The organism is Streptomyces sp. JNUCC 63 (genome assembly GCF_054366325.1).
The window spans coordinates 3,982,308-4,006,885 of sequence record NZ_CM135963.1 but is presented as its reverse complement, the minus strand read 5'-3'; the positions used below and the strand labels follow the sequence as shown (position 1 = coordinate 4,006,885).

At 73.3% G+C, this 24,578-nt stretch carries 21 protein-coding genes; 11 read left to right on the top strand and 10 right to left on the bottom strand.

Annotation, left to right across the window (positions count from 1 at the left end):
• Positions 1-11: 11 nt before the first annotated feature.
• Both ACX25U_RS18340 and ACX25U_RS18335 read right to left on the bottom strand, forming a co-directional pair.
• Positions 12-1,058, bottom strand: coding sequence for a beta-ketoacyl-ACP synthase III (locus ACX25U_RS18340; protein ID WP_454393424.1), 1,047 nt, complete (start codon positions 1,056-1,058; stop codon positions 12-14).
• Entirely contained in the window at positions 1,055-2,050 is a 996-nt protein-coding gene (locus ACX25U_RS18335) for an AfsA-related hotdog domain-containing protein (RefSeq protein WP_454393422.1), read from the bottom strand. The genes ACX25U_RS18340 and ACX25U_RS18335 overlap by 4 nt, the downstream gene beginning before the upstream one ends.
• A 460-nt stretch (positions 2,051-2,510) precedes the next feature.
• Here ACX25U_RS18335 and ACX25U_RS18330 point away from each other — a divergent pair, with 460 nt between their 5' ends.
• Together ACX25U_RS18330 and ACX25U_RS18325 are read left to right on the top strand one after the other, a co-directional pair.
• Positions 2,511-3,314, top strand: a complete 804-nt coding sequence (locus tag ACX25U_RS18330) for a hypothetical protein (protein ID WP_454393420.1) — start codon at positions 2,511-2,513, stop codon at positions 3,312-3,314.
• A gap of 409 nt (positions 3,315-3,723) precedes the next feature.
• Positions 3,724-4,380 (top strand): phosphatase PAP2 family protein, encoded by a 657-nt coding sequence (locus ACX25U_RS18325; RefSeq protein ID WP_454393418.1) that lies wholly within the window; start codon positions 3,724-3,726, stop codon positions 4,378-4,380.
• Between the two features lie 72 nt (positions 4,381-4,452).
• Here the strand turns inward: ACX25U_RS18325 and ACX25U_RS18320 are convergent, their stop codons facing one another.
• From ACX25U_RS18320 to ACX25U_RS18290, 7 genes are all read right to left on the bottom strand, one after another.
• Positions 4,453-4,611 (bottom strand): hypothetical protein, encoded by a 159-nt coding sequence (locus ACX25U_RS18320; RefSeq protein ID WP_454393416.1) that lies wholly within the window; start codon positions 4,609-4,611, stop codon positions 4,453-4,455.
• Positions 4,612-4,616: 5 nt separating this feature from the next.
• Positions 4,617-9,692 carry a DNA repair ATPase gene (locus ACX25U_RS18315; RefSeq protein WP_454393414.1) on the bottom strand — a complete coding sequence of 1,692 codons (5,076 nt, stop codon included), beginning with the start codon at positions 9,690-9,692 and terminating at the stop codon, positions 4,617-4,619.
• Between the two features lie 230 nt (positions 9,693-9,922).
• Positions 9,923-11,956, bottom strand: a complete 2,034-nt coding sequence (locus ACX25U_RS18310) for an SPFH domain-containing protein (protein WP_454393412.1) — start codon at positions 11,954-11,956, stop codon at positions 9,923-9,925.
• 496 nt (positions 11,957-12,452) lie between these two features.
• Positions 12,453-13,106 (bottom strand): Rv1733c family protein, encoded by a 654-nt coding sequence (locus ACX25U_RS18305; protein WP_454393410.1) that lies wholly within the window; start codon positions 13,104-13,106, stop codon positions 12,453-12,455.
• A gap of 32 nt (positions 13,107-13,138) precedes the next feature.
• The gene (locus tag ACX25U_RS18300; RefSeq protein ID WP_454393408.1) at positions 13,139-13,951 is read right to left on the bottom strand and encodes a rod shape-determining protein; all 813 of its coding nucleotides are present in this window, start codon (positions 13,949-13,951) and stop codon (positions 13,139-13,141) included.
• Positions 13,948-14,322 (bottom strand): TraR/DksA family transcriptional regulator, encoded by a 375-nt coding sequence (locus ACX25U_RS18295; protein ID WP_454393406.1) that lies wholly within the window; start codon positions 14,320-14,322, stop codon positions 13,948-13,950. Before ACX25U_RS18295 ends, ACX25U_RS18300 begins: the two co-directional genes overlap by 4 nt.
• A gap of 45 nt (positions 14,323-14,367) precedes the next feature.
• Positions 14,368-14,694 (bottom strand): TraR/DksA family transcriptional regulator, encoded by a 327-nt coding sequence (locus ACX25U_RS18290; protein ID WP_454393404.1) that lies wholly within the window; start codon positions 14,692-14,694, stop codon positions 14,368-14,370.
• Positions 14,695-15,281: 587 nt separating this feature from the next.
• Here ACX25U_RS18290 and ACX25U_RS18285 point away from each other — a divergent pair.
• From ACX25U_RS18285 to ACX25U_RS18255, 7 genes are all read left to right on the top strand, one after another.
• Entirely contained in the window at positions 15,282-16,235 is a 954-nt protein-coding gene (locus ACX25U_RS18285) for a HAMP domain-containing sensor histidine kinase (protein WP_454393402.1), read from the top strand.
• 2 nt (positions 16,236-16,237) lie between these two features.
• Positions 16,238-16,897 (top strand): response regulator, encoded by a 660-nt coding sequence (locus ACX25U_RS18280; protein WP_454393400.1) that lies wholly within the window; start codon positions 16,238-16,240, stop codon positions 16,895-16,897.
• Between the two features lie 92 nt (positions 16,898-16,989).
• On the top strand, positions 16,990-17,439 hold the full coding sequence (locus ACX25U_RS18275; protein ID WP_454393398.1) for a hypothetical protein: 450 nt from the start codon (positions 16,990-16,992) through the stop codon (positions 17,437-17,439).
• 77 nt (positions 17,440-17,516) lie between these two features.
• Positions 17,517-19,814, top strand: a complete 2,298-nt coding sequence (gene secD, locus ACX25U_RS18270; protein WP_454393396.1) for a protein translocase subunit SecD — start codon at positions 17,517-17,519, stop codon at positions 19,812-19,814.
• A 163-nt stretch (positions 19,815-19,977) separates the two neighbouring features.
• Positions 19,978-20,310, top strand: coding sequence for a TraR/DksA family transcriptional regulator (locus tag ACX25U_RS18265; protein ID WP_454393394.1), 333 nt, complete (start codon positions 19,978-19,980; stop codon positions 20,308-20,310).
• A 554-nt stretch (positions 20,311-20,864) separates the two neighbouring features.
• Positions 20,865-21,650, top strand: a complete 786-nt coding sequence (locus ACX25U_RS18260; RefSeq protein ID WP_454394350.1) for a hypothetical protein — start codon at positions 20,865-20,867, stop codon at positions 21,648-21,650.
• A complete protein-coding gene (locus ACX25U_RS18255; protein WP_454393392.1) occupies positions 21,647-22,012 on the top strand; it encodes a hypothetical protein in 366 nt (121 codons plus the stop codon). Before ACX25U_RS18260 ends, ACX25U_RS18255 begins: the two co-directional genes overlap by 4 nt.
• A gap of 85 nt (positions 22,013-22,097) precedes the next feature.
• On the opposite strand, the gene ACX25U_RS18250 is transcribed toward ACX25U_RS18255, so the two are convergent.
• Positions 22,098-23,015, bottom strand: coding sequence for an NAD(P)-dependent oxidoreductase (locus ACX25U_RS18250; RefSeq protein ID WP_454393390.1), 918 nt, complete (start codon positions 23,013-23,015; stop codon positions 22,098-22,100).
• Between the two features lie 135 nt (positions 23,016-23,150).
• On the opposite strand from ACX25U_RS18250, the gene ACX25U_RS18245 reads away from it, so the two are divergent.
• Both ACX25U_RS18245 and ACX25U_RS18240 read left to right on the top strand, forming a co-directional pair.
• A complete protein-coding gene (locus ACX25U_RS18245; RefSeq protein ID WP_454393388.1) occupies positions 23,151-23,432 on the top strand; it encodes a hypothetical protein in 282 nt (93 codons plus the stop codon).
• Positions 23,433-23,554: 122 nt separating this feature from the next.
• Positions 23,555-24,370 (top strand): DUF4142 domain-containing protein, encoded by an 816-nt coding sequence (locus ACX25U_RS18240; RefSeq protein ID WP_454393387.1) that lies wholly within the window; start codon positions 23,555-23,557, stop codon positions 24,368-24,370.
• The last annotated feature ends 208 nt before the right edge of the window (positions 24,371-24,578 follow it).

Here is a 24,578-nt window from a genome sequence, read left to right as displayed (position 1 = left end):
GGCCTGGCCGGCTACCTCGCGTGGGCGGGTTCGGCCGGCGCCGGGGGACCCGGCAGCGGTTCGACGGACAGTTCGGGGAACTCCAGGGCTGCGGCTCCCCAGGTGAGGCCCCCGCCGAAGCCGCACAGCAGCACCCGGTGACCGGGGGCGACGCATCCGGTGTGCGCCGCGTCCGCCAGCGCCAGAGGTATGGAGGCGGCGACGGTGTTGCCGACCCGGCCGAGGTTGACGACCACCTTCTCCTCGGGCAGTCCGAGTTCCGCGCCGACGGCCGTCAGGATGCGGATGTTCGCCTGGTGGGCGACGAGCCGGTCGACCGATCCGACCGGCCAGCCGAGATGCTCCACCAGCCGCCGCGACGACTCGCTCATCCGCGTCACCGCGTTGCGGAACACCGAACGGCCCTGCATGGCGAAGAACGAGTCGCCCGGCTCGGCGAGCCCCTTCGAGCGGTACTCGGAACCGCCTCCCGGCACGGTGATCAGGTCGGCCTGGGAACCGTCACTGGCCAGGTCGAACCCGAGCAGCGCACCAGGTTCCCCCTCGTGTCCGGCACGCAGCACCGCGGCGCCCGCGCCGTCCCCGAAGATCGCCCTGGTCGTACGGTCCTCGGGGGCGAGGATCGTGGAGAAGGTGTCGGCGCCGATCACCAGCGCGCTGCCGGCCAGCCCCGTGCTGATCATGCTCGAGGCGGTGGCCAGCGCGTAGACGAACCCCGTGCACACGGCCGCCACGTCGAACGCGGGTATCTCGCCGAGCCCAAGCCGGCTCGCCACCTCCGGCGCGGTGGCCGGGCACGGGTGGTCCGGGGTACTGGTGGCGAGGACGAGGAGGTCCACCCGGTCCGTACCCGCCGAGGCCAGCGCCCGCGCCCCGGCCTCGATCGCCAGACCCGAGGTGGACAGCCCCGGCGGAACCACGAACCTCTGCCGGATCCCGGTGCGCGTGGTGATCCACTCGTCGCTGGTGTCGAGCTGCCGGGCGAGGTCGTCGTTGGTGACCCTCGTCGGCGGCAGCCAGCCACCGAGTCCGGCCAGCACCGCCGCGCGTCCGCTCACCGCGTCCTCCGGTGCGACGCGGGCACGGCGGTGGTGTCCACCGTGCCGGACGCGATCTCCTCGCCGTTCTGCCGGAAGGCCACCCGGAAGGTCCTCATCCCGTCGCCGTCGCGTTCCGGGACCGCGCTGACCGTGGTCGGCGCGTCGAGCTCGGCGAACCTGACGAACCCGAGGTCGAAGCCGACCAGCGTGGTCGCGTCCGCGGACTGCCCGAGGAGCCGGGCGCCGGCCAGCAGGGCCGCCTGCCGTGCGGCCTCCGTGAGCACCATGCCCGGCAGGTGGTCCTGCGCGTGGTCGAACATGCTGGGGTTGTCGCTGGGGACGCGTACGCCGGCGGTGATGCCGTCACCGTCCCGCACCGGGTCGACCAGAAGCGCGTTCACCGGGCTCGCGCGCCCGACGTCCCGCGCGGCAACCGTCGCCGGGACGGCCGCGACGTCGTCGGACGAGACGGGCGGGCTGCCGCGCCGCTTGGACCGGATGAAGGAGTACGTCGCCGACGACAGGTAGCCGACCGCCATGCGCACCTCGCCGACTTCCCGGCCGGAGAACAGCAGGCGCATGTCGTACGTGACCGAACGCGCGGCCGCGCTCGCGCCGGCGGGGCGATCCGTGGCGACCTCCATGGTCAGCTCCACCGGGTCGCCGGAGCGCGCGGTGAACAGGCCGGGCAGCCGCATCGACCACGACTGCAGGACGAACTTCGTGTCGCCGTCGACGCCGAGGTGGCGGTGCGCGCCGTAGGTCTCGGCCTGGCGGGCGCACTCCAGGAGGAGGACCGGGTCGACGGCCATGTGTCCGACGTGATCCGTGAAATAGGCGTGAGACGAAGGAAGTTGTGCGCCCGCGAGGAAGCGCTGACCGTCCACCGCCGAGGTGTCGGTGAGGAATACTTCCGACAGGGCCCGGCGGTGGAGCAGGCGCCGGTCGACGGACCGGACGAATTCCAGCTCCCGAAGACCGGGGGTGAAGGCACTTGTGGACACCGTCATCGGCGGATAGCCCCTCTCTCGAGAACGCGGTCGTTCCCCTCACCGGCGCTCTCGGAATCTCCTGGTGGTGCGCCGGTGGACGCACACGTCCGCGGCTGATGGAGAGGAAGCTAGTCACGGCCTCTTTCGCGCCACTGTCGGAGCGTGTAAGGGCTCTGACTCCTGGTCGGGCCGGCCACTCCTGCGTTGCGGCGCCACGACCGAGACGAACCCCGCCCCGGCGACGGCGGCGGCCCCACCGGTCGGCGACACGTCACACGGCGAGCTGCCGCGACACCCGCCGTCTCCCTCACCCGGCGTCCGGCCGGTTCGGCGCGACAGGTGTGACGCAGGAGCGGCTTCGTACGCTGAGGCAGTCGAAATGAGCGACGACGACGCCGGAACCGTTGAGTCGATGAGCAACGACGGCGTCTGATCCGTTGAATCAGTGGGCAACGATCGCACCGGAACGGATACGGGTATGGGTGACGGACACAGCGACGGCGTAGGCCCCGCCCGCCGACGCGCCGGTGGCGGCAGCCGCATGCCCGGCCCGGACAGCGGCGCGGCGGTCGTCGACAACCTGCAGTCGGCGCTGGGCCGCGCGCTGCGCGCCGAAACTCCTGACGCTCCCGCCGAGCAACAGGCCCTGGCGGCGTTCCGTGCCGCGCGGGACAGCGGGACCCACCAGCAGGCGCGGACGAGGAAGCGGGACGACTGGCGGCCACGGCGCGGTACGGCCCGCCGCTCGCTGAAGACCGCCGTCGCCGTGTTCGTCGGCGGCCTGACGCTGAGCGGCGTGGCGATGGCGGCAATCGGCACGCCCGGGAAGAGCCACGACCGGCAGGACGAAGACGGCCCCGCACCACGCCGTCCCTCCGCCTCGGCCCCCGTAAGGCCCGCGCACCCCGCTCCCCCCGCGCCCTCCGCACCGACGCCGTACGACACCACGTCCCCCACGACTCCCGGCGGCCCCTCCGCCACCCCCGCCCCCGAACGCCCGCCGACGGCCGAGGACGTCCAGGCCCACTGCCGGGCGTACCCGTCGGTGAAGGGCAGCGGCAAGGCACTGGAGTCGGCGGCCTGGCAACGCTTCCTCGCGGCCGCCGGCGGCGAGGACAACGTCGCCGCCTACTGCGCCGACCGACTGCGACAGGCCCAGCCCGGCAACCCGGGCAAGGCGAAGGGCAGGGACAAGGGCAACACCACCCGGCCCACCGCCGGACAGGCCCGCCCGTCCCAGGCCGCCGAGAAGGGCAAGGGGCCCACGGCGCGGCAGGAGTGACCTGGAGCGGTGGGCGCCCGCCCTCGGCTCGCCGCGCCGCGGACCGCCGCCGGCTGCCGCCCGCCGCCGTCGTGGCCGGGGTGACCCGATCCGCAGCCGTCCTCGGTCTCGTCCACCCGCCGGGGCCGCCCTCGACCGGTCCCCGGAGCCGCCGGGCGGTCCCATCGGCCCTCCGTGGGGACGCCCGCCTCCGTGGGGACGCCCGCCTCCGTGGGGACGCCCGCCTCCGTGGGGACGCCCGCCTCTGTGGGGACGCCCGCCTCCGTGCGGACCGGGCCCGGGGCAAGCCGGACCGTGCCTGAGGCAACCGGGCGGCCGGCTGCTACCGTCTACCAATCTGTAGACGTTCACCCCTCGGACGGCTCGGCTTCACCGAGGATTCCGTTTCTGTGCCCCGGAGATCCACCTGATGACGACTTCCTCCCCGCCCGCCCAGGGACTCGACGGCGCGGCCATGACCGGCGGCCTCTACACCGACGTCACCGAGTTCGCCCGGCACACGCCCTGGCTGAACGGGCCCGCGGAGACGTACTCCTCCGTCGGCATGGGCGTGTTCGTGGTCCTCGGCCTGGTGGCCTGGTGGCGCGCCCGGCACCAGGGGAACGCGGTCATGGCCGCCGTACTGGCCACGCCGTTCGCCGTCGTCATCGCGTACGTCGCCAACAGCGGGCTCAAGAACCTGTTCCAGGAGCAGCGCCCCTGCCGGGCCCTGCCCCACGACTTCCTCGTCGAGGCGTGTCCCCCCATGGACGACTACGCCTTCCCCAGCAATCACACCACGGTCGCCTTCGCCTTCGCGGTGGCACTGCTGGTCGTCAGCCGGTGGCTGGGGTCGATCGCCCTGCTCGCGGCGGTGGTGATGGGCGCCTCACGGGTGTACGTCGGCGCCCACTACCCCCACGACGTCGCCGTCGGCGCCCTGGTGGGCACCGTCGTCACCCTGCTTGTCGTCCTCGCGGCGCGCCTGCTCGCCGTGCCCCTCGTACGACGGCTGCGCACCGGCGCACTGGCCCCGCTGCTCATCGCCCCGGGCGCGGTGACGGGCCGGCCGGCACGAGCGCGCTGACGTCGCCGTCCCCCTGCTGTTCGTCCGCCCCCGGACACCGGCCGAGCGACCGGTGTCCGGGGGCGGCGTCGGTCAGTCGTCCTCGGGCAGCGGCCCGCTGCGGTAGGCGTGGGCCCGGCGGCGGTCGCGGCGGACCAGCACGGTCGTGCAGGCCGCCACGATCAGCGTCGCCGTGGTGAGCGGGACCAGGAAGGGCGACATCCCCGTCATCGCCGTCGTGAGTGTCGTCACCGTCGTCACTGCTCCTTCCCGCGGTCGGCCGCGTGCCGGGCCCGGGAGGCGGTGCCGCCGGTGAGGGCGGACTCGATGGCGCTCATCCGGTCGGCCAGCAGGGCGAGGGCGGCGCTCGCCCTGCTGAGGGGGTCGTCGGTGGGGCCGCCGAGGGCCTGGGCGCGGGCGTGGGCGGACTTCAGCTCGGTCCAGCGGTCGGCCTGTCCGGGGGTGAGGGTGCCGCGCAGTTCGGCCAGTTTCAGCAGGTTGGCCTCGGCTCCGCCGGTGAGGGTCTGGGCCTCCGCGGTGAAGTGGTCGTCGAGGACGGCGGAGAGTTCGGCGTCGTTCATGACGGGCCGCAGCCGCTGGGCGATCTTGTTCATGGTGCGGTAGGAGCCCTGGAGCCGGAACGGCGGCTCGGTGCGCGTCGCCTCGGACTGGGCGGCGGAGGCGATGTAGGCGGCGTTGACCGCGAGGACCGTCTCGCGCGCGGTGAGCAGGTGGCGCAGCACGGCGACGATCTGCTCCACCTCGGCGGGCGCGTAGGAGTGGGCGAGCCGGTCGGCGCGGGCCGCGGGGTCGCCGGCGGCGAGCCGGAGCAGCAGGTCCAGGTCGCGGCGGTCGCGACCGGCCAGCGGGGCGAGCACCGGGTTCGCGGTGAGCGCGTTCTCCAGGAAGCTGAGCGCGAAGACGTCCTCCTTGCCGGTCAGTACGTCGCCGAGGTTCCAGACGTCGGCACGGTTGGCGAGCATGTCCGGGACGCGGAAGCGGTCGCCGGACTCGGTGTACGGGTTGCCGGTCATGCAGACGGCGAAGCGCTTGCCGCGCAGGTCGTAGGTGCGTGCCTCGCCGTTCCACACGCCGTCGACACGGCGGGTGGCGTCGCACAGCGGGATGAACTTCTGCAGCAGCTCCGGCGAGGTGTGCTGGATGTCGTCCAGGAGCAGCAGGGTGTTGTTGCCCGCCGCCAGCGCGAAGTTGATCTTCTCGATCTCCTGGCGGGCCGTGGCGTTCGGCGCCTCGGCCGGGTCCAGCGAGGTGACGGCGTGGCCGAGGGCCGGGCCGCCGACCTTGACCAGCATCAGGCCGAGGCGGTCGGCGACGTACTCCATGAGCGTGGTCTTGCCGTAGCCGGGCGGCGAGACGAGCAGCAGCAGGCCGCCGGTGTCGGCGCGCCTGGTCTCGCCCGCGGTGCCGAGCTGGCGGGCGAGGCTGTCGCCGATGAGGGGCAGGTAGACCTCGTCGATGAGCCGGTTGCGGACGAACGCCGCCATGGAGCGCGGGCGGTGGTCGTCCAGGCGCAGCCGGGCGCGCTCGGCGTCCACCAGGGCGGTGCGCCGGCGCTGGTAGGCGCGGAAGGCGGGGACGTCGCCCTCCGCGAACCGCCTCGTCCGGGCCAGGAACTCGTCGATCCGCAGGGTGAGCGTGCGGCCCGTGAGGCGCGGGTGGGTGCCGAGCAGGCCCTCGGCCGTGGTCACCGGGGAGACCTCGGACTCGTAGCGCGTCAGGTCCGGGCACAGCTCGGCGGCCACCGCCTCGGCCAGGTCCCCGGCGGCGATCCCGGTCCCGGTGGAGGTGACGTACGCCGACAGCCACGCCCCGGCCAGCTGACGGCGCGCGGCGAGGTCGTCGAGCGCGGCCAGATCCTCGTCGTAGGCGGAACTGCCCACCGTGCGGCGGAACTTGTCGAGCAGGGTACGGGTGGCGGCGCTGACGACGAAGCCGTCGGGGCCGCTCGTCAGCTCCTCGAAGAGGTACGAGGCCGCAGCGCGGGCGAGGGCGTGCGCGCCCACGGAGGCGTCGGCGCCCGCGTCCAGGGCGGCCGGTGCGGGCGCACCCGCGGAGGCCGGGGCACCCGCACCCGCGGAGGTGAGGGCACCCACGGGGGAAGGGGCGCTCGCGCCCATGGGGGCCGCTGCGTTGCCACCCGCGAAGACCGCTTCGGCCCCGCGCGCGGACGCGGCCCCGTCGGCGTTCGCCGGCCAGGCCGCGATCGCCCCCGCCAGTTCCGTCTCCAGTTCGGCGATCGCCGGGGACGGGCCGAAGGTGTCCCGGGCGCGGGCCAGGGAGACGGCCCTGCGGGTCCAGGTCGCGCGGGCCGCGGGGGTGGTGCCGTGGGTCCAGAACAGGTGGGCGGCGGCGCGGGCCGCGGGTTCGTGGCGCAGGGGCCCGGCCTGCTCGTACAGGGGGAGCAGGGCGGTCAGGATCGCCACGGCGTCGTGGTCGTGGACGCCGCGCTCGTAGCCCTCGTCGTACGCCTCCTCCGCGGCCCGGCGCACCAGGGCGGGCAGGTCGGCCGCCGCCAGGGCGACCGCGCCGTGCTCGCGCAGCAGGCGGGCGGCGAGGTGTTCGGCGCGGTACACCTCGGGCGACTCGGACGGCAGGTGGCGGTCCCAGTGGGGGCGGGTGGCCGCGAAGTCCGGGTCGGTGACCGGGGAGCGGTAGTCGGTGCCGGTCAGGGCGAAGGCGAGGCCGTCGCCGTGCGGGACCAGGGTGAGGTCGAGGGGCTGGGTGGTGACGGCGAAGCGGTGGGTGCCCAGGCGGATGGTGCGGCCGCCGTCGGCGTACAGGTCGGCGCGGTCGCGCAGGGCGCGGGCCGCCTCCTGGCGGGCGGCCTTCAGACGGCCGTCCAGCTCCTCCGCCCGTACCGGGTCGCCGAGTCCGCGCAGTTCCTCGGCGGTGCGGCGGGCCTTGGCGACCAGCGGGTCGGAGGCGAAGAAGGTGCTGACGGCGTCGGCGTCGGGGAGCGTGGCCGCGCGCCGGGCGATCGTCTCCAGTACACGGGCCGCGGAGGCGGCGAGCTGTTCGGCGCGGCGGGCGCGGGCGTCCAGGAGGCTCTGCTTGCGGCCGGAGAAGACGTCGTAGATCTCGGTGCGTTTGTCGGCGAGTTCGCCGAGGAAGTCGTCGAACTCGGCGAACCGGGACTCCAGGTTCTCCAACCGGACCAGCATGGCGGCGAGTTGTTCGTCGCAGGCCTCGGGGTCGTCCGCGGCGGCCAGCGCGCCGGTGACGGCCTGGCCGAGCAGCGCGAACTCGGCGGCGAACTCGGCGCGGCCCTCCTGGTCGCGCAGCTCCCGGCGGCGGGCGTCCAGCAGGGCGCGGGCGCGGTTGACGCCGCCCAGCACCTCGGCGATGCGTTCCAGGACGGAGGTGCGCACGGTGGCGTCGCCGATGTCGAGGCCGGCGACGACCTCGGTGACCGTGCGCAGGGTGCCGGCGAGGTCGTCGAGCCGGCCGGCGACCGGGGCCGCCTCGGCGACGGAGCCGATCGACTCGGCGTCGGCGACGAGCCGTTCGACCTCGTCGTGGTGGTCGGCGAAGGCATCCTCGCGGGCCAGGAAGGCGACGGCGCGCTGCCCGAACGTGGCGAGGTCGGACTCCGCCTCGGCGGCGAGTTCGTCGATGCGGGCGGTGTCGGCGTACCGCATCTCCTTCAGGGTCAGCAAGTGGCCCTGCGCCTGGCGGAGTTCGCTGATCCCGCCGACCCAGGCGGCGGCCCCGCGCGGTGCCTCGCCGCGCAGCCGGCGCACCACCGCGGCGAGCCGTTCGGCGGCGGCCTCGAGCGCGTCGGCGGCCCGCCGGGTCAGCGTCTGTACGGTGCGGAACTCCTCCAGCACCTGCTCGGCGGTGGCCCGTACGGCGTCCAGCGGGGTGCGCAGGTCGCCCAGGTCCTCCTCGCCGAGCCAGTGGTGGCTGTCGAGGGCGCGGACGCAGGCGGCGGCCAGCGCCTCGTACACCTCGACGGTCGGCGTGGTCTCGGCGACGGCGCGGCTGATGGACAGGCAGTCGGAGATGCCGCGTACGAGGTCGGCGTTGCCGACCCGGCCGAGGGGGCCGGTCCCGGTGGTGGCGGCGTGGGTGTCGGAGACGTAGGGGGAGGACCACAGCTGGAGGGGGTGCACGCGACCCGGCTCGGCGGGGCCCGCCGAGGGGTCGGTGCGCAGCGCCGTCAGCGTGCCGTCGTCGAACAGGGCCCAGCCCTGGCAGGACAGCGGGGTGGCGACCTCCTCGCGGATGGTGTTGTACGACAGCAGCAGGCTGCGCCCCTGCGCGCGCGCGTGGAAGGCGTACAGCACGTCCTCGCCGTACGGCGAACGCACCTCGCGCTCGAACTCCAGGCCGGAGGTGTCCAGTTCGTACGTCTTGTGGGCGCCGGTGGCCAGGCAGTAGCCGCCGGGGAACACGATGCCCTGGTCCTCGGGCAGACGGCGGCAGGCCTGCCCGATGCCGTCGAGGCGGAGCACCCCCCTGGTGAGGGTGTTGAAGACCAGGTAGCGGTGAGCGGCCTCCTTGTAGGGGCGGACGCGCAGCAGGATCAGCGCGCCCACGCGCGCGTGCGCGATGTCCGCGTCGGCCAGGGACTGCAGCGGCTCGTCGACCGGCTCGCCGTGGATGCCCTCGCCGGTCTCGGTGTCGTTCTCGGTCTTGAGGGTGAGGCTGCCGCCGACGGTGGAGACGTAGACCTCGCCGCGCACCGAGACGTGCGGGTGCCGGCCCAGCACGTGGTCCTGGCGGCCCGCCTCCGTCCACTCGAAGTCGTGGGAGGGCGGCAGCACGTGGTCGCGCTCGCCGCGCGCGTCCAGGAACGCCGCCCGGCCGTCGACGGTGAGCGTCCAGCGCAGCACCCGGATGTCGTCGGCCTTCTCGCCGGTCCGGAACACGGCCAGCAGCCGGCCGTCCACGCGGCGCAGGCTCAGCAGGCGGGCCTGCCGGTAGTAGCGGTGCAGGGCCGCGAACTCCCGTACGAAGGCCGGGTCGTCGAGGAGTCCGGGCACCGCGTCCTCGGGCAGCCGGTTCAGCTCGCGGTCGTGCAGGGCGAGGACGTCGCCCACCTCGGGCTCGGACCGGACGCCGTTGTAGCCGAACAGCAGGTGGTCGCCGACGGCGACGACGTCCCGGGGCACGCTGGGGTGCTCGGTGCGCAGCCGGCCGGTGCCGGTGAGGTCCAGGCGCGTGGCGCCGAACTCCTCGGCCCGGCGGGCGTTGAGGAGCTCGGCACCGCGGGCGAGTTCGGCGGCCTGCGCGGTGAGCCGGTCGCGCAGTACCTCGTACGTTCCGGTGTCCACGGAGTCGTACGAACCCGTCTCCAGGGCGGTTGCCATCTGTCTCCTAGCGAGGGAACCGCCGGCCACAGCCGGTGGGGGAATCACTTCCCTGGTTTCTGGTGGCGTCTGCGCGTTCCGTGAGCAATCGGTTCGGGCCGGCCCGCAGCCTTCGGGCTGGAAGCCCCCTCCTTCAGGAGGGGAGCGGAGTCACGGGCGGTGCGTCCCTTCACGAAAACGTGCGGGCCGGAGCCGCCGTACCTGGCGGCGGCTCCGGGACCATCCGGTCGTCAGGCCCTGGCGGTGCCGTTGAGGGCGGTGAGCGGGGTGTCGGCCAGGCCCAGCTCGCCCGCGCGGTCGAGGAGTTGCTGCAGCTGCCCGGCGTCGGTGCCGCCGGTCTTCATCAGCTTCATCAGCAGCGCGGAGACGGTCAGGTTCTGCACGTCGGCCGTGGAGACGGAGCCGAGGATCCGGCCCAGGTCGTCCGAGAGGCTCGCCGAGCCGTCCAGGTAGGGCTTGGCCAGCGCCCGCGCGGTCGAGGAGTGCTCGACGAACCCGTCGACGCCCTTGCCGAACGAGATCGCGGACATCAGCCGGTCGAAGAAGACCGACTCGCCGCCGACGATGTCGATGTCGGCGTGCTCCAGACCGGTCGCCAGCACCGTGGCCTGCGCCTCGGCGACCTGCCGCTGCGCCTCCAGGCCGGCCAGCCGGATCTCCTTCTCCGCCTGCAGCCGCAGCCGGTACTCCTCGTGCTGGCGGGACGCCTCGTCCAGGGCGGCCATCGCCGCCGCCTTCTCGGTCAGACCCGCCGCCTCGGCCTTCAGCTTCTCGCCGATCGCCGCGGCCTCGGCCAGCGCCTTGGCCTGGGCGCCCTCGGCCTCCGCGCGCATCCGGGCCTCCATCGCCTCGGCCTCGGCACGGCCGGCCTTCTCGATGACGTCGGCCTCCATCTCGCGGACCTTCACCGCGGCCAGCCCCTCGGCGGCGGCCTCGGCCTGGATGCCCTCGGCCAGGCGCACCTTGGCCCGGGCGTCGAGGTCGGCGGTCTTCAACCGGGCCTCGGCCAGGGTGAGTTCCTCGGCCGCGCGGTGGGCGGCGGCCTGCTCGGCGGCCTCGGCGGCCTTGATGTCCTTGACCAGCTTCTCCTGCGCCTCGGCCTCGGCGGCGATGATGACGGCCTGGCGCTCGCGCTCCGCCTCCTCCACGGCGCGCAGCTTCTTGATGGACTCCTCCTGCTCGGCGACCGTACGGTCCACGGCGACCCGCTCGCGCACGACCTCGGCGATCTCCCGCTTCTCCGCCTCGACCTCCTTGTCGGCGGCGATCCGGGTCAGCTGGGTCTCCCGCTCCCTGGCGATGGCCTCGAGGAGACGGTCCTTCTCGATGCGCTCGTTCTCGATGGCGATGACCCGCTCGCGGTTCTTCGCGGCGACGGCGACCTCGCGGGCCTGGTTCTCGCGCTGGACGCCGAGCTGTTCCTCGGTGCGCAGGAAGGCGCTCTGCGCGCGCAGCCGCTCCTCCTCCACCACGCGGGCGGTCTCGGCCTCCTCGCGGGCGCGGGAGGTCTCGATCTCCCGCTTCTGCTTGATCTCGGCGTCCACCTGCCGGCGCTCCAGCTCCAGGATGGCCTCGCGCGCGTCGACGTTCTGCCGGGTGATCTCCTTCTCCTCGGTGCGCTGGGCCTCGTTGGTGCGCACGTGCTCCACGGCGGTCAGCTCGGTGATCTTGCGGATGCCCTGGGCGTCGAGGACGTTGCCGGGGTCGAGCTGGGTCAGCGGCGTCTGCTCCAGGTAGTCGATCGCCGCGTCCTCGAGGTGGTAGCCGTTCAGGTCGACACCGATGACCTCGATGATCCGGTACCGCAGCTCCTCGCGCTTGGTGTAGAGGTCGGTGAAGTCCATCTGCTTGCCGACGGTCTTCAGCGCCTCGGAGAACTTGGCGTGGAACAGCTCCTGCAGCGTGTCCCGGTCGCTGGCACGGGCGGTGCCGACGGCCTGGGCCACCTTGACGACGTCCTGGGCGGTCTTGTTGACCCGCACGAAGAACGTGATGCGGATGTCGGCGCGGATGTTGTCCCGGCAGATGAGCCCCTCGCGGCCGGTGCGCGTGATCTCGATGGCCTTCACCGAGATGTCCATCACCTCGGCCTTGTGCAGCACCGGGAGCACGACCTGCCCGGTGAAGGACACGTCGACCTTGCGCGTCTTGGAGACGATCAGGGCCTTGCCCTGCTCCACCTTTCGGAACAGCCGGGAAAAGGTGAACAGTGCGAGCAGAACGAGGATCAGGCAGGCCGCGGCGAGTGCTCCGATGACATCCATGGCATACGTCCTTGATGGTGAGGGACGGTGAGTAAGGGCGAGCCCGGGGTGGCCGGGGTCGGAACCCTGCGGTGGCCGGCGCGGTGTGCGGGCGCCGGGCGAGCGGGGGGTGCGCCGCGGAGTGTTCCCCCTCGTTTCGCCTGCGGCGCACCGGGTGGCGGACATTCCCCCTGCCGGTTCCTGGCCGGACGTCTGCCGGTGTCCGGCACCGGAACCGTCCGCGGTGCTCCCCGCGCGACATTCTGCCCGCGGGTTCACTGTTCGCGCATTGCCGGTTTCCGGCAATGTTCGGTGGGTGTTCCATGCCGGGGGATGACGGGGCCTCATCAAACGTGGGGCGGCGGCGCGGGTTCTGCGGCCTCGGCTTCGCCTTCGGCCGGGTTGTTCCCACCCGCACCACCCGTGCGGCTTTCGTGGCCGGTACGGGTGGCCCCCGTGGGGCGGCCCCGCGGCCCTCGCCGTCGTCGTACGACGGATCCCTCCGCCGCCGCGGGCGCTAACGGGACGCCGTCCAGCGGGGGGCCGTGTGGGACCAGGCCATGGCCCAGGCGGAGAGGTTGCGGCGGCGGAGTACCAGGGTGGCGAGCCCGTACGTGGCCGCGCCGGCGCCGCAGACGGTCAGGGCGGCGATGATCGCCCAGCCCATGCTGCGGCTGCGGATCTGGTCCTCGGTCATGGGCGGCTCGGTGATCCGCCCGTCCGTGTCCGTCCATATGTCGACGCTGCTGCCGGCGGACAGGCCGGGATGGACACCGGCCCGCGCGGTGCGGGTGAGGCCGCCCGGGTCGGTGAAGCGCACCTGGACCGGGTAGCGGGCCTTCTTCGCCTCGACCGAGCCCGGCTCGGGGTGGCGGGGGGCGTCGTGGACGAGGACCGCGGCGGTCTGCCACCTCGTCTGTTCCTGGCGCTCGGCCGTCCGCACGTAGTGGCGGGAGGCGGTGTCGCCGACGAGGAACACGGCCGCGGGCACGGCGGCCAGCACGGCCAGCAGCAGGCCGAGGCCGATCCACGCCTGCAGCAGATCGGTGGGGCGGCGCAGCGGGTTGCGCCGCAGGCGCCACAGCGTGACGCGCGGGAGTTCTTCGGGAGCCGGTTCTTCGGAGGGCAGGTTTTCGGGGGGCGGCTGTGCCCGAGGGAGGCCGCCGGACATGGTGTGACTCTCCTTCCCAGGGCGACTGCGGCTCAAAGGGGGGCGGAGTCCGTGTCCGAGGGGTGGTCGCGGACGGACTCCAGGAGTGTGGCGGCTCCGCGGACGGCGGCGGTGTGCGGCGCCGCCACGGCCTTGAGGGGCGCGTGCAGCCTGCCGGTGAGGTGGTAGGTGATCTCGGGGCGCAGGGCGCCCCCGCCGGCCAGTAGCGCGCCCCGGCGCAGGGCGTCGATGGTGAGCGACGTACGGTCCTGCCGCAGCATCGCGGTCACCATGGTGGCCACCGCGTCGCAGATCTGCAGCGGCGAGGCGGTGTCGAGGTCGGCGGTGCCCAGCGCGGTGCGGCGCGCGTCGACGACGGCGCCCTCGGACAGCAGCACCACCTCGGTGAGGTGCGCGCCGATGTCCACCACGAGCAGCGGACGCGTCAGGTCCGCGCCCGCGGCCAGCGCCACCGCCCGGGCGCTGGGGATGGTGAGTACACCGCGCGGCCGCAGCACCTCCACCGCCGTACGCGCCTCGTTGCGGTAGGCGACGCCGTCCAGCACGGGAGCGGTGACGACGACCAGCGGGCGGGTGAAGCGGGGCAGCCGGTGGCCGAGCAGGCGCTCGAGCATCCGGGCGGTGCCGGCGGTGTCGATGATCGCGCCGCGCTGGATCGGGTACACCGCGCCGGCGCCGGGGAAGGTCACCGTGGGGACGTCGATGACCAGCCCCCGGCCGGCGACCCAGGCGCGGGTGCGGGCGCTGCCCATGTCGAGGGCGACGCCGCAGCCCTGCCGGCCCAGCGGCCACGGCCGGTGCCGGGTGGTGGCGGAGGCGGCGCGCGAGCGCTGGGTCATGGTCATCGTCCGGCCTCCCTGACCTGCTGGCAGCGCGCGCAGTAGCGGGCCTGCGGCACGATCACCAGACGTTCCCGTTCGACGGGACGCCGGCACAGGTGGCAGGTGCCGTAGCTGCCCTCGTCCATGCGTGCCAGAGCGGCCTCGACGTCGGCGAGGACCATGCGGGCGGAGGCCGCGAGCTTGACGCGGACCTCCACCTGCGAGGCGGCCTGCCGCTGGAGCACCGCGTCCGCGCGGGATGTCGCGGCGGCCGAGATCTGCTGCAGCTGCTCCTGGCGGAACAGCCGCTGCTCGTCGAGGCTCTCGCGGAGCGCGACGAGGTCCTCGGACGTCAGGTGCGTGTCGCGGTCGCCGATGATCTGGTTGTTCACCACTTCACCCCTTGGGCAGGGCGGGAGACGAGGGCGGGACGGAGAGGGTCAGGCGGTGCGGCGCCGGCAGGAGACGCAGTGCCCCGTGTAGGGCAGGATCTCCAGGCGCTCCGCGGGGACCGGCTTGCCGCAGCCCAGGCAGGTTCCGTAGGTGCCGTCCTCGATACGGGCGAACGCCTCGTCGATCTCCTTCAGGACGCGCTCGATGGCTTCCCGCTGGGAAGACATCAGGTGGTCGTCCGCCGTCTGCCCGGTCTCACCGAGGGCCTCCAGCTGGACCAGCCGGGTCCCGCGGGCGTGTTCCAGGCGCCGGCGGGCCTCCTCGGCGGCAACGCGCTCAAGGCGGGGTTCGGTCCGGGCGGCGTCGAGCGACATCGTCAGTGCCTTTCTGTCTGCGTGGTTCGCGTGATCCGTGTGATCCCTGTGGTCTCTGCGATCCGTACGGACTGCTTGGGGGGACGGGGTCGGTCACACCTCAACGCTGGACGACCGCGCCGCGGTTTCCCATCGGGTCCAGGACCCATTTGCGGGTGGTCGGGGAGTCCACTCGGTGGGGGCATGGGTAGGCCGTGCCCGGCCAAATGGGGACCGTGCCCCATCGACCCCGACGGCCGGCCGCGGCAGACTGGCGGGTGGCCCGGTCGGGACCGACAGGCTTCGGTCGGGACCAGGGCCTGTCCTGTCCGACAGGCTCTGGGGCGTGTCTCGAAAGCAGCGCCGTCCGCCCGGAGGGCGGGCCCCGCGGCGTCCGGTGCGGTGCATCGCAAGGCGGAGGGTCGCCCGCGTACCGGGCGTACGCGGGCGACCCCGACAACGCGGCGAGGCGCCGTGCCCGGGGGCACCTCCCAGCCGCCAGGCTGGGGGAGGGACTTTCGAAACACGCTCAGGGGCCGCAGCTCGTCCGGGGTGCGCGATGCCCGACAGTGGAGGCAGACCGCGTCACGGAAGGAGGCGTAACCCCGGTGTCCCTGTTCTGGCGGATCTTCGGGCTCAATGCCGTGGTGCTGGGCTCGGCCACCGCGCTGCTGCTGTGGGCCCCGGTGACCGTCTCGGTGCCGGTGGTGCTGACCGAGGCGATCATTCTGGTGGGCGGCCTGGCCGTCATGCTGGTCGCCAACGCCGCTCTGCTGCGGTGGGGGCTGTCCCCGCTGGACCGGCTGACGAAGCTGATGACCACGGTGGACCTGCTGCGCCCCGGTCAGCGCCTGCCGGTGCCCGGCGGCGGTGAGGTCGCCGAACTGATCCGTACGTTCAACGCCATGCTCGACCGGCTGGAGAACGAGCGGGCCACCAGCAGCGCACGGGTCCTGCTCGCCCAGGAGGCCGAGCGGCGCCGTATCGCGCAGGAACTGCACGACGAGGTGGGCCAGAGCATGACCGCGATCCTGCTCGCGCTCAAGCGGGCCGCGGACGAGGCCCAGCCGCCGCTGCGCGACGAGCTGCAGCAGGCGCAGGAGATCACCCGGGGCAGCCTGGACGAGGTCCGCAGGCTGGTGCGCCGGCTACGGCCGGGGGTCCTGGACGACCTCGGTCTGGTCGCCGCGCTGACCTCGCTGACCAGCGAATTCGCCACCCACACCGGGCTGCAGATGGTACGGCGCTTCGACGCCGACCTGCCCTCCCTGGAGCCGGAGACCGAGCTCGTCCTCTACCGTGTCGCACAGGAGAGCCTGACCAACGTGGCCCGGCACGCGGACGCCGAACGGATCGAGGTCAGCCTGCGGCGCACCGACGGTGCCGTGGAGCTGGCCATCACCGACGACGGGCGCGGCATCAAGGCCGCGTGCGAAGGCGCCGGCATCCGCGGTATGCGTGAGCGGGCCCTGCTCATCGGGGCCCGCCTCGACATCGTCCCCGCCCCTGTGGCCGGAACCCAGGTCCGGCTGACCGCGCCCGTCCCCAGGAAGCAGCCCTGATCATGTCCGACCCGACCAAGATCCGTATCCTGCTCGCCGACGACCACGCTCTGGTACGGCGGGGAGTGCGGCTGATCCTCGACCAGGAACCGGACCTGGAGGTGGTCGCCGAGGCCGGTGACGGCGCGGAGGCCATCGAGATGGCCCGCACCCACGACGTGGACCTCGCGGTGCTGGACATCGCGATGCCCCGCCTGACCGGTCTGCAGGCCGCGCGCGAGCTGGTGACGCTCAAGCCGGATCTGCGCATCCTGATGCTCACGATGCACGACAACGAGCAGTACTTCTTCCAGGCGCTGAAGTCCGGGGCCAGCGGGTACGTGCTGAAGTCCGTCGCCGACCAGGACCTGGTCGCCGCCTGCCGGGCCGCGATGCGCGACGAGCCGTTCCTCTACCCCGGGGCGGTGACCGCGCTGATCCGCAACTACCTCGACCGGGTCCGCCACGGCGAGGAGACCCCGGACCAGGTCCTGACGCCGCGTGAGGAGGAGGTCCTCAAGCTGGTGGCGGAGGGGCACTCCTCGAAGGAGATCGCCGAGATCCTCTTCATCAGCATCAAGACCGTGCAGCGGCACCGCGCCAACCTGCTGCACAAGCTCGGTCTGCGCGACCGTCTCGACCTCACCCGCTACGCCATCCGCGCCGGTCTGATCGAACCCTGACCGTGCCCCACGACCACCTGGGGTCCTGGCTGTCCACTCCCCGGTCGGGACCCCGGGCCCGACACCCGCACCCACAGGAAGGGGGACGCCGCATGCACCGCGCTCCACGCGGCGTCCCCAGCCATCCCCCGGCCCTCCTGGCAGCGGTCCTCCTCACCCTCCTCACCCTCTTCGCGGGCAGTCCGTCCCCGTACCCCACGACGGCGGCATCCGTCGCACACAGCGACACCGCCCCCCGCGCCCAGCGGCACCCCGGTCCCGTGGACGTGGGTGGGGACGCCGGCCGGGAGGGCCCTCCCGGCGGTGTTCCCCGGGCCGATGAGCAGTGCGGGGCCGTGTGTTCCACGCAGAGCGGGACGCGGCAGGAGGCGCACGGGGAGCGGCCGCCCCAGCACGCGCAGCCGGCGACGGCTGTGCAGGAGGCGGCGGTGGCCGCGCCCCCGGGCAGGCGCGTGGCGGCGGTGGGCGGGTACGTGCCGGACCCGGTGGGGCGCGTGGTCCAGGTCGGGGGACGGGCGCCTCCCGGCGGCTTCGGCATCTGACGTTCCCGTTCCGTTCGCCGTTCGAACCGCCGTGACCGCGTCGACCGTGGTCGTGGTGTGCCCGCCGGAGGCCTTTCTTGATCCGTTCAAACAAGGTGAGGGCGTTGTTCGCCCTCATCGTGATCGCCCTGTCCGTCTACATCACCGTCACCGTTCCCGTCCGCCTCGGACTCGACCTGCGGGGCGGCACCCAGATCGTCCTGGAAACCCGCTCCACCCCGACCACCAAGGCCGACCGCGAGGCCACCGACCGCACCCTGGAAGTGCTCCGCGGCCGGGTCGACGCGCTCGGTGTGGCCGAACCGACCCTCGTCCGCTCGGGCAGCAACCGGATCATCGTCGAGCTGCCCGGCGTACAGGACCCGAAGAAGGCGGCCGACGTGCTCGGCCGTACCGCCCAGCTGACCTTCCACCCGGTGCTCGGCCCGGCCGACCCCGCCGCGGACACCGCCAAGCCCAAGCCCGGGGAGCCGAAGGAACTCGTGCTCCCCGACGAGTCGGGGCAGAAGCTGCGCCTGCAGAACACCACCATGACCGGCAAGGACGTCAAGGGCGCCGACGCCCGCTTCGACCAGGAGAGGGGCGCCGGCTGGCACGTCACCATCGACTTCAACAAGGCCGGACGCGGCGGCTGGGCCAAGCTGACCGGTGAGGCCGCCTGCAAGCCGGTGGGCGACCCCGCGCGCCGCGTCGCCATCGTGCTCGACGACCGGATCATCTCCTCCCCGCAGGTCGACCCGTCGGTTGCCTGTGGGACGGGCATCGACGGCGGCTCCACGCAGATCACCGGCTCCTTCAGCGACGCCGAGGCCCGCGAGCTGGCCCTGCTGATCAGCGGCGGCGCCCTGCCCGTGCCGGTCGAGACGGTCGAACAGCACACCATCGGCCCGACCCTGGGCGCCGACGCCATCAAGGCCACCGCCTGGGCCGCGGTGATCGGCACCATCCTGACCGCGCTGTTCATCATCACCGTCTACCGGCTCACCGGCTTCCTCGCGACCGTGGCCCTGGTCTGCTACGGCGTGATCTCCTACGCCGCCCTGGCCGGCCTCGGCGCCACCCTGACCCTGCCGGGCCTGGCCGGTTTCGTGCTGGCGATCGGCATGGCCGTGGACGCCAACGTGCTCGTCTTCGAACGCGCCCGCGAGGAGTACGCCGGCATGCACCGGCCCAGCACGCGTTCGGCCCTCACCGCCGGCTTCCGCAACGCCTTCAGTGCGATCGCCGACTCCAACATCACCACGCTGATCGCGGCCGGACTGCTGTTCTTCCTGTCCACCGGGCCGGTGCGCGGCTTCGCCGTCACCCTCGCCATCGGTGTCGTCGCCTCCATGATCAGCGCCCTGGTGATCACCCGCGTACTCGCCGAGTTCGCCGTGTCCCGCCCGTCGGTGCGCCGCCGCCCGCTGTTCACGGGCCTCGCGACCACCGGCCGGGTGCGCGACTTCCTCGTGCGCCGCGACCCGCAGCTGATGAAGCGCTCGCGCCGCTGGCTGGCCGCCTCCGCGGTCGTGCTCGTGCTCGCCGCGACGGGCATCGCCGTCCGGGGCCTGAACTTCGGCCTGGAGTTCACCGGCGGCCGGCTGATCGAGTACAGCACCAGCACCTCCGTGGACCCCGAACGGGCCCGCACCGCCCTCGCCGACGCGGGCTTCCCCGGCGCGGTCGTGCAGTCCTCCGGCGACAACGGACTGACCGTGCGCACCGAGGAGCTGACCGACGCCGAGGCGGCGAAGGTCACCGACACCGTCGGCACCCTCGGCGGCGAGACGGAGAAGGTCCGCGACGAGCTGATCGGCCCGAGCCTCGGCGAGGAGCTGCGCCGCAACGCCCTCATCGCCCTCTCCGTGGCCCTCGGCGCCCAGCTGCTCTACCTCGCCGCCCGCTTCCGCTGGCTGTTCGGCTCCGCCGCGGTCGCCGCGCTCGCGCACGACGTGGTCATCCTCGTCGGCGTCTTCGCGTGGCTGGGCAAGCCCATCGACGGCGTGTTCCTGGCGTCCCTGCTCACCGTCATCGGCTACTCGGTCAACGACTCGGTCGTCGTCTTCGACCGCATCCGGGAGCTGGTCCGGCGGAACCGCAAGGCGCCACTGCCGGAGATCACCAACAAGGCGGTCCTGCAGACCCTGCCCCGCACCGTCAACACGGGCATGGGCGCGCTGCTGATCCTCGCCTCCCTGGCGGTGCTCGGCGGGGACTCGCTGACCGACTTCGCGCTCGCGCTGCTCATCGGTCTGGTGGTCGGCACCTACTCCTCGGTGTTCACCGCCACCCCGCTCGCCATCGAGTTCAGCAACCGGCGGGGGGACACCCCGAGCCGCCCGCAGCGCCGCAAGCCCGCGGCCCGCCGGTCCGCACAGGGCGCGCAGGTCTGATTCGGCCGTTCCGGTGGGCGGTGCACCCCGCCGCCCACCGGAAATGGGTGCTGCGACCGATGGCCGCGGCTTCCGCGCCGGGCCAGTCTGGAGGGCCAGGAGGGGGGCCGTACATCACCGCGGCCCCCCTCACCGGCTCTTGCCAGAAGGGACCGTATCGCCGATGTCGTTGGAGACCACCCGCAGTGACTCCGCGGCCGAGCGCATGAGCGCGCACGAGGCCCGGCAGCGCCTGGAACACGAGCGCAACTCCCGCCTCGCACAGATGCGGGCCGTCGAGGAGAGCGCCAACGGCGCTCAGGAGGCCGACGACCTCCTGAGCGCGCAGAAGAGCGCCCTGCGGCAGGCGCTGAAGGACATCGAGGCCGCCTTCGGACGGCTGGACGACGGTTCGTTCGGAAGCTGCGAGGACTGCGCCAAGCCCATCCCGGTGGAACGGCTGGAGATCCTGCCGTACGCCCGCTGCTGCGTGCCCTGCCAGCAGCGCGCCGGCTGACCCCTGCTCCCGGGCCGCGCCCGCACCCCCACCACGGGGTGGAGGAGGCCGGCCGATGACCCTCGGAGACATCACGGCGACCGCCGCGCGCACCGAGCGCACCCCGGGGGCCGCGCCGCCCGCCCGGTGCGGCGCCCTCGCCGATCCGGCCGGTCGTCACGTTCACCGCCCCGGTGCCGAGCGACCCGCGCCACCGCACCACCGCCGTCGGCGTCCTCCGGACGCTGCGGCCGCGGGCCGTGCCGGCCGTCGACAGCGTCCGGGCCCCTGCTCGCCGAGGGCGCGGAGCCGCCGAGGCCCTGCACCCGGCCCGGCGCCATCCCGCGCTGGGCGCTACGCGGTCCCGGCGGCTCCTCCGACACCGGGCTGAGGCCCGGGTCGCGCCGTCCGTGGGAACGCGCCGGTCCGGATTACGGTCCATACGGTTGTGCGCGGCGGATGGGGAAACTCCTTCGAGGAGCCGAGCGGCGGTGCAGGGGAACAAGGGAGGGGACGAGGTCGTGGCCCGGTTCGCGCGGTTCGCCGTACGGACCTTGCACGGCGAGTGGCACGCCATGGTCGTCGACCCCGTACGGCAGTTGACGCGCCGCGGCCTGTCCGGGCTGGTGCTGGCGTTCGTGGCGGCCTTCGGCGTGATCTTCTTCCACGAGGTCGCGCAGCGGCCGGCCGGCGAGACGGCGGTACGGCTCCTCGGCGGCGTCCAGGCGGACCTGCCGCTGTGGCTGGCCCTGCTGCGCACCCCGGTGTCGCTCTACGTCCCGGCGCTGGACCTGCCGGTGTGGGCCGGCATCACCCAGCTCTTCCTCGCGTTCGCACTGGCCGAGCTCACCCTGGGCCGGGGCCGGACGCTGTTCATCTCGTACGCGACCACGCTGGCCGGCACCCTCACGGTACGCGTGATGATCGCGGCGGGTCCCGGCTGGTGGGGGCTGGGGCTGCCGCCCGAGGCCGGGCAGGTGCTCGACACCGGGCCGTCCGCCGCCGTGGTGGGCCTGTTCACCTATCTGTCGGTCGTGCGACGCGCCCCGGTCGTCTTCTTCCTCACCGGTGGATCGATGGTGGTGGAGTCGATCGTCGTACCCAACCTGGCCGGCCGCGAGCACCTGATCGCGGTGGCCGCGGCGATCGTCCTGGCGCTCTTCCACGGCCGCGGACCGGGACGGCTGCCGGGCAGGGCGGCCGTACCGGCCCTCCGGCGGCGCCCGTCGACGCCGGCGGGCGCCCGGACGGGAGCGGTCCCGGTGGCCGTGCCGGGGCCGTCCGTTCATGTCCCGGGTGACGACGCCCGGGACATCAGCACCTATCCTGAGCTCGTCAGGGGGAGGGGGAGGGAACAGTGAGCTGGATCTGGTGGGTGCTGATCCTGTTCTGGACGGGTGGTTTCGCCTGGTTCGCCGACACCGTTCGCACCGCGCTGCGCAACCGGCACGAGCGGAAGCTGGAGCTGATGGAGGCGGCGAAGGCGGATCGGCTGGCCGTGGAGGCGGCGCACAAGCCGCCGGAGCCGGTGTGCGGTTGCACCCACCATCTGGCCAAGCACGACAAGAGCGGCCGCTGCCACGAGCGCGTCGAGGTCCCGACGGCCTGGGACGAGAACAAGAAGCCGCTGCGCTTCGAGCCGGGCCAGTGCAACTGCCAGCAGTACGTGGGTCCTCAGCCGCTGTCCCAGGTGTACGCCGACGAACTCACCGACCGCGCCTGACCATCCGGGACCCGCGCGGCCGGCCGACTCCGCTCCACGTTCCGCCGGCATCCCGACGGCGCCCCGGTGTGCCCCGGTTGCCCCGTCACGACTCCGTCTGCTCGTGGTCCGCCTCGGCCGAGTCGCGGTCGGTGAAGCTCGCGAAGTACGCCGCCGCCATGTCCTCCTGACCGTGCCCCTGGGCGGCGGCGCGGGCGAAGCGTTCGGCGCTCGCGGCGGCCACGTCGAGGCGGACGCCGTGGCGCTCGCCGGCCCGGACGATCAGGCGGGCGTCCTTCTCCGCGGTGGTCACCGCGAAGCTCGGCGGGAGGAACTTCCCCTCGAGGATGACGCCGGCCTTGGCGTGCAGGTAGCCCATGTCGAGCGGGCCGCCCGCGATGAGGTCGAAGAAGCCCTGCGGATCCACGCCGAGCCCCTTGGCCAGGGCCAGCGCCTCGCCGGTCGCGGCGGTGACCGCGACGACCCAGCTGTTGGTCACCAGCTTCAGCCGCGTGGCGGAGGCCGCCGCGGCGTCCTCGCCGGTCCACACCGTACGGGCGCCGACCGCCTCGAACACCGGAGTCACCGCCTGCCGGCCCTCGACGGGTCCCGCCGCCAGCACGGTCAGCTGTCCGGCCTCGGCCGGCTGCTTGGTGCCCAGCACGGGCGCGTCGTAGAAGACCAGGCCGTGCTCGCCGGCGAGGGCGGCCAGTTCGGCGACCGACTCCAGTCCCGCCGTGGTCGACTGCGCCCATGCGGCGCCCCGGCGCAGCGCGGGGGCGGCCTCGCGCATCACGTCCAGGACCGTGCCGCCGTCGTAGAGCATCGTCAGGACCACGTCGGCGTCGCGCACCGCATCGGCGGGGGTCCCGGCGACCTCGGCGCCGTCGGAGGCCAGCGGCTCGGCCTTGGCCCGGGTGCGGTTCCAGACCCGGACGGTGTGTCCGGCGCGCACGAGGTTGCGGGCCATCGCGGCGCCCATGATCCCGGTGCCCAGGACGGCCACGGTACGGGTGTCGGTCATGTCGTCCACCTCCTTATCCATGCGGTGAGTGTCGCCCGGGCCCGGGCCCGGCGTCCGCACGGGTGACCTACGGGTGCGGGTACCCGTCCCCGGCTGTTCACCGGAGGTGCGGGCGAACGGGCAGCGGGAGGCGACATGGCCGATCCCTCCGGCCTCTCCCGGCCGCTGCTGAAGGAGGTGCTCGCCGACCCGCCGCACCTGCCCGAGACACCGGCCCTGCTCGCCGTACGCCGGCTGGGCCCGCGGGCACGGGAGTCGGCGGCCCGCGTCCCGGAGGGGGAACCGGTCGAGACGCGTGCCCGGCCGATCGCCCGGGTCACGGCGTCGGTGGGCGTGGGTCACTGTGGCTGCGGCGCCGGCGGAGCGGGAGCAGCCGGTCCGGACGCGGGTGCGGCCGAGGATGTCACCGGCGGGTGAGCACCGTCACACCGACGGCGGTGACTTTTTACCAGATCAAAAGGTTCTTTACGCTTCCCTGCACGTATCACTGGGTGTCCGAACCGCCTGTGGGCGGGATCCACGACCGCGCAGGAGGCACGGTGCGCTTTTCGCGGAACGCGACGGGAACTCTCTTCGTGGGCGGTGCCCTCAGCCTGACCCTCGCCGCGCTCGCCTATCCGAGCATGCTCGGTCTGGAGAAGGTCTCCAGCGACGGCGACCGGATCATCGCCCAGACGCAGTGGGGGCCGCTGACGGAGTCGGACCGGGACTTCGTGGTCAAGGTGCGCGCGGCCGGACTGTGGGAGTACCCCCTCGGTCAGATAGCCCTGAAGAAGGGGACGACCCCGGAGGTCGTCACCGCCGGCAGGCACCTGATCGACGGTCACGCGGCACTGGACACCAGCTGCCGCAAGATCGCCCCCCTGCTCAACATCACGCTGCCGAACGTGGCCAGCCCGCAGCAGGAGGGCTTCGTCACCACGATCGCGAACAAGAACGGCAAGGATTTCGACTCCGAACTGGCCAACATCCTGCGCATGACGCACGGCTCGATCTTCAACACCATCGCGAAGGTCCGCTCCACGACCAAGAACAGCCTGGTCCGCGAGCTCGCCAACCAGGCCAACGACACCGTCCTCGACCACATCATGGTTCTGGAGGCCACCGGACTGGTCAACTTCGAGCAGACGCTGCACATGCAGACGAGCCCGCCGAAGCTGCCCGCCACGGACCTGACCCCGCCGCCCCCGTCCGGCCGCCAGCCCATGGTCGTACTCACCCCGCCGCCGACCGCCACGTCGACCCCGCTAGTGATCCCCGGCGAGCCGACCCCCAGCCCGCAGGCCCCCAACCCGCAGGCCCCCAACCCGCAGGCCCCCGACCCGCAGCAGACCCCCAGCCCGCAGGTGGGGTGAGTCGCGGAACACCTGGTTCCTCATGTGACACAAGCGTGATGGAGCAGTGAACTCGGTTCGTGTTCCCGAAGTTGACATGTTTCAACCGCGCACACGACCATGAGCGCACACTGTGGCGCATGTGACCGATGGGCCCGTTGTTTCTTCCGTCTTTTGTGGGCCCTTCCCTGGTCCGTGCCGTAGTCCTGCGACCAATCACCCCTGTGCA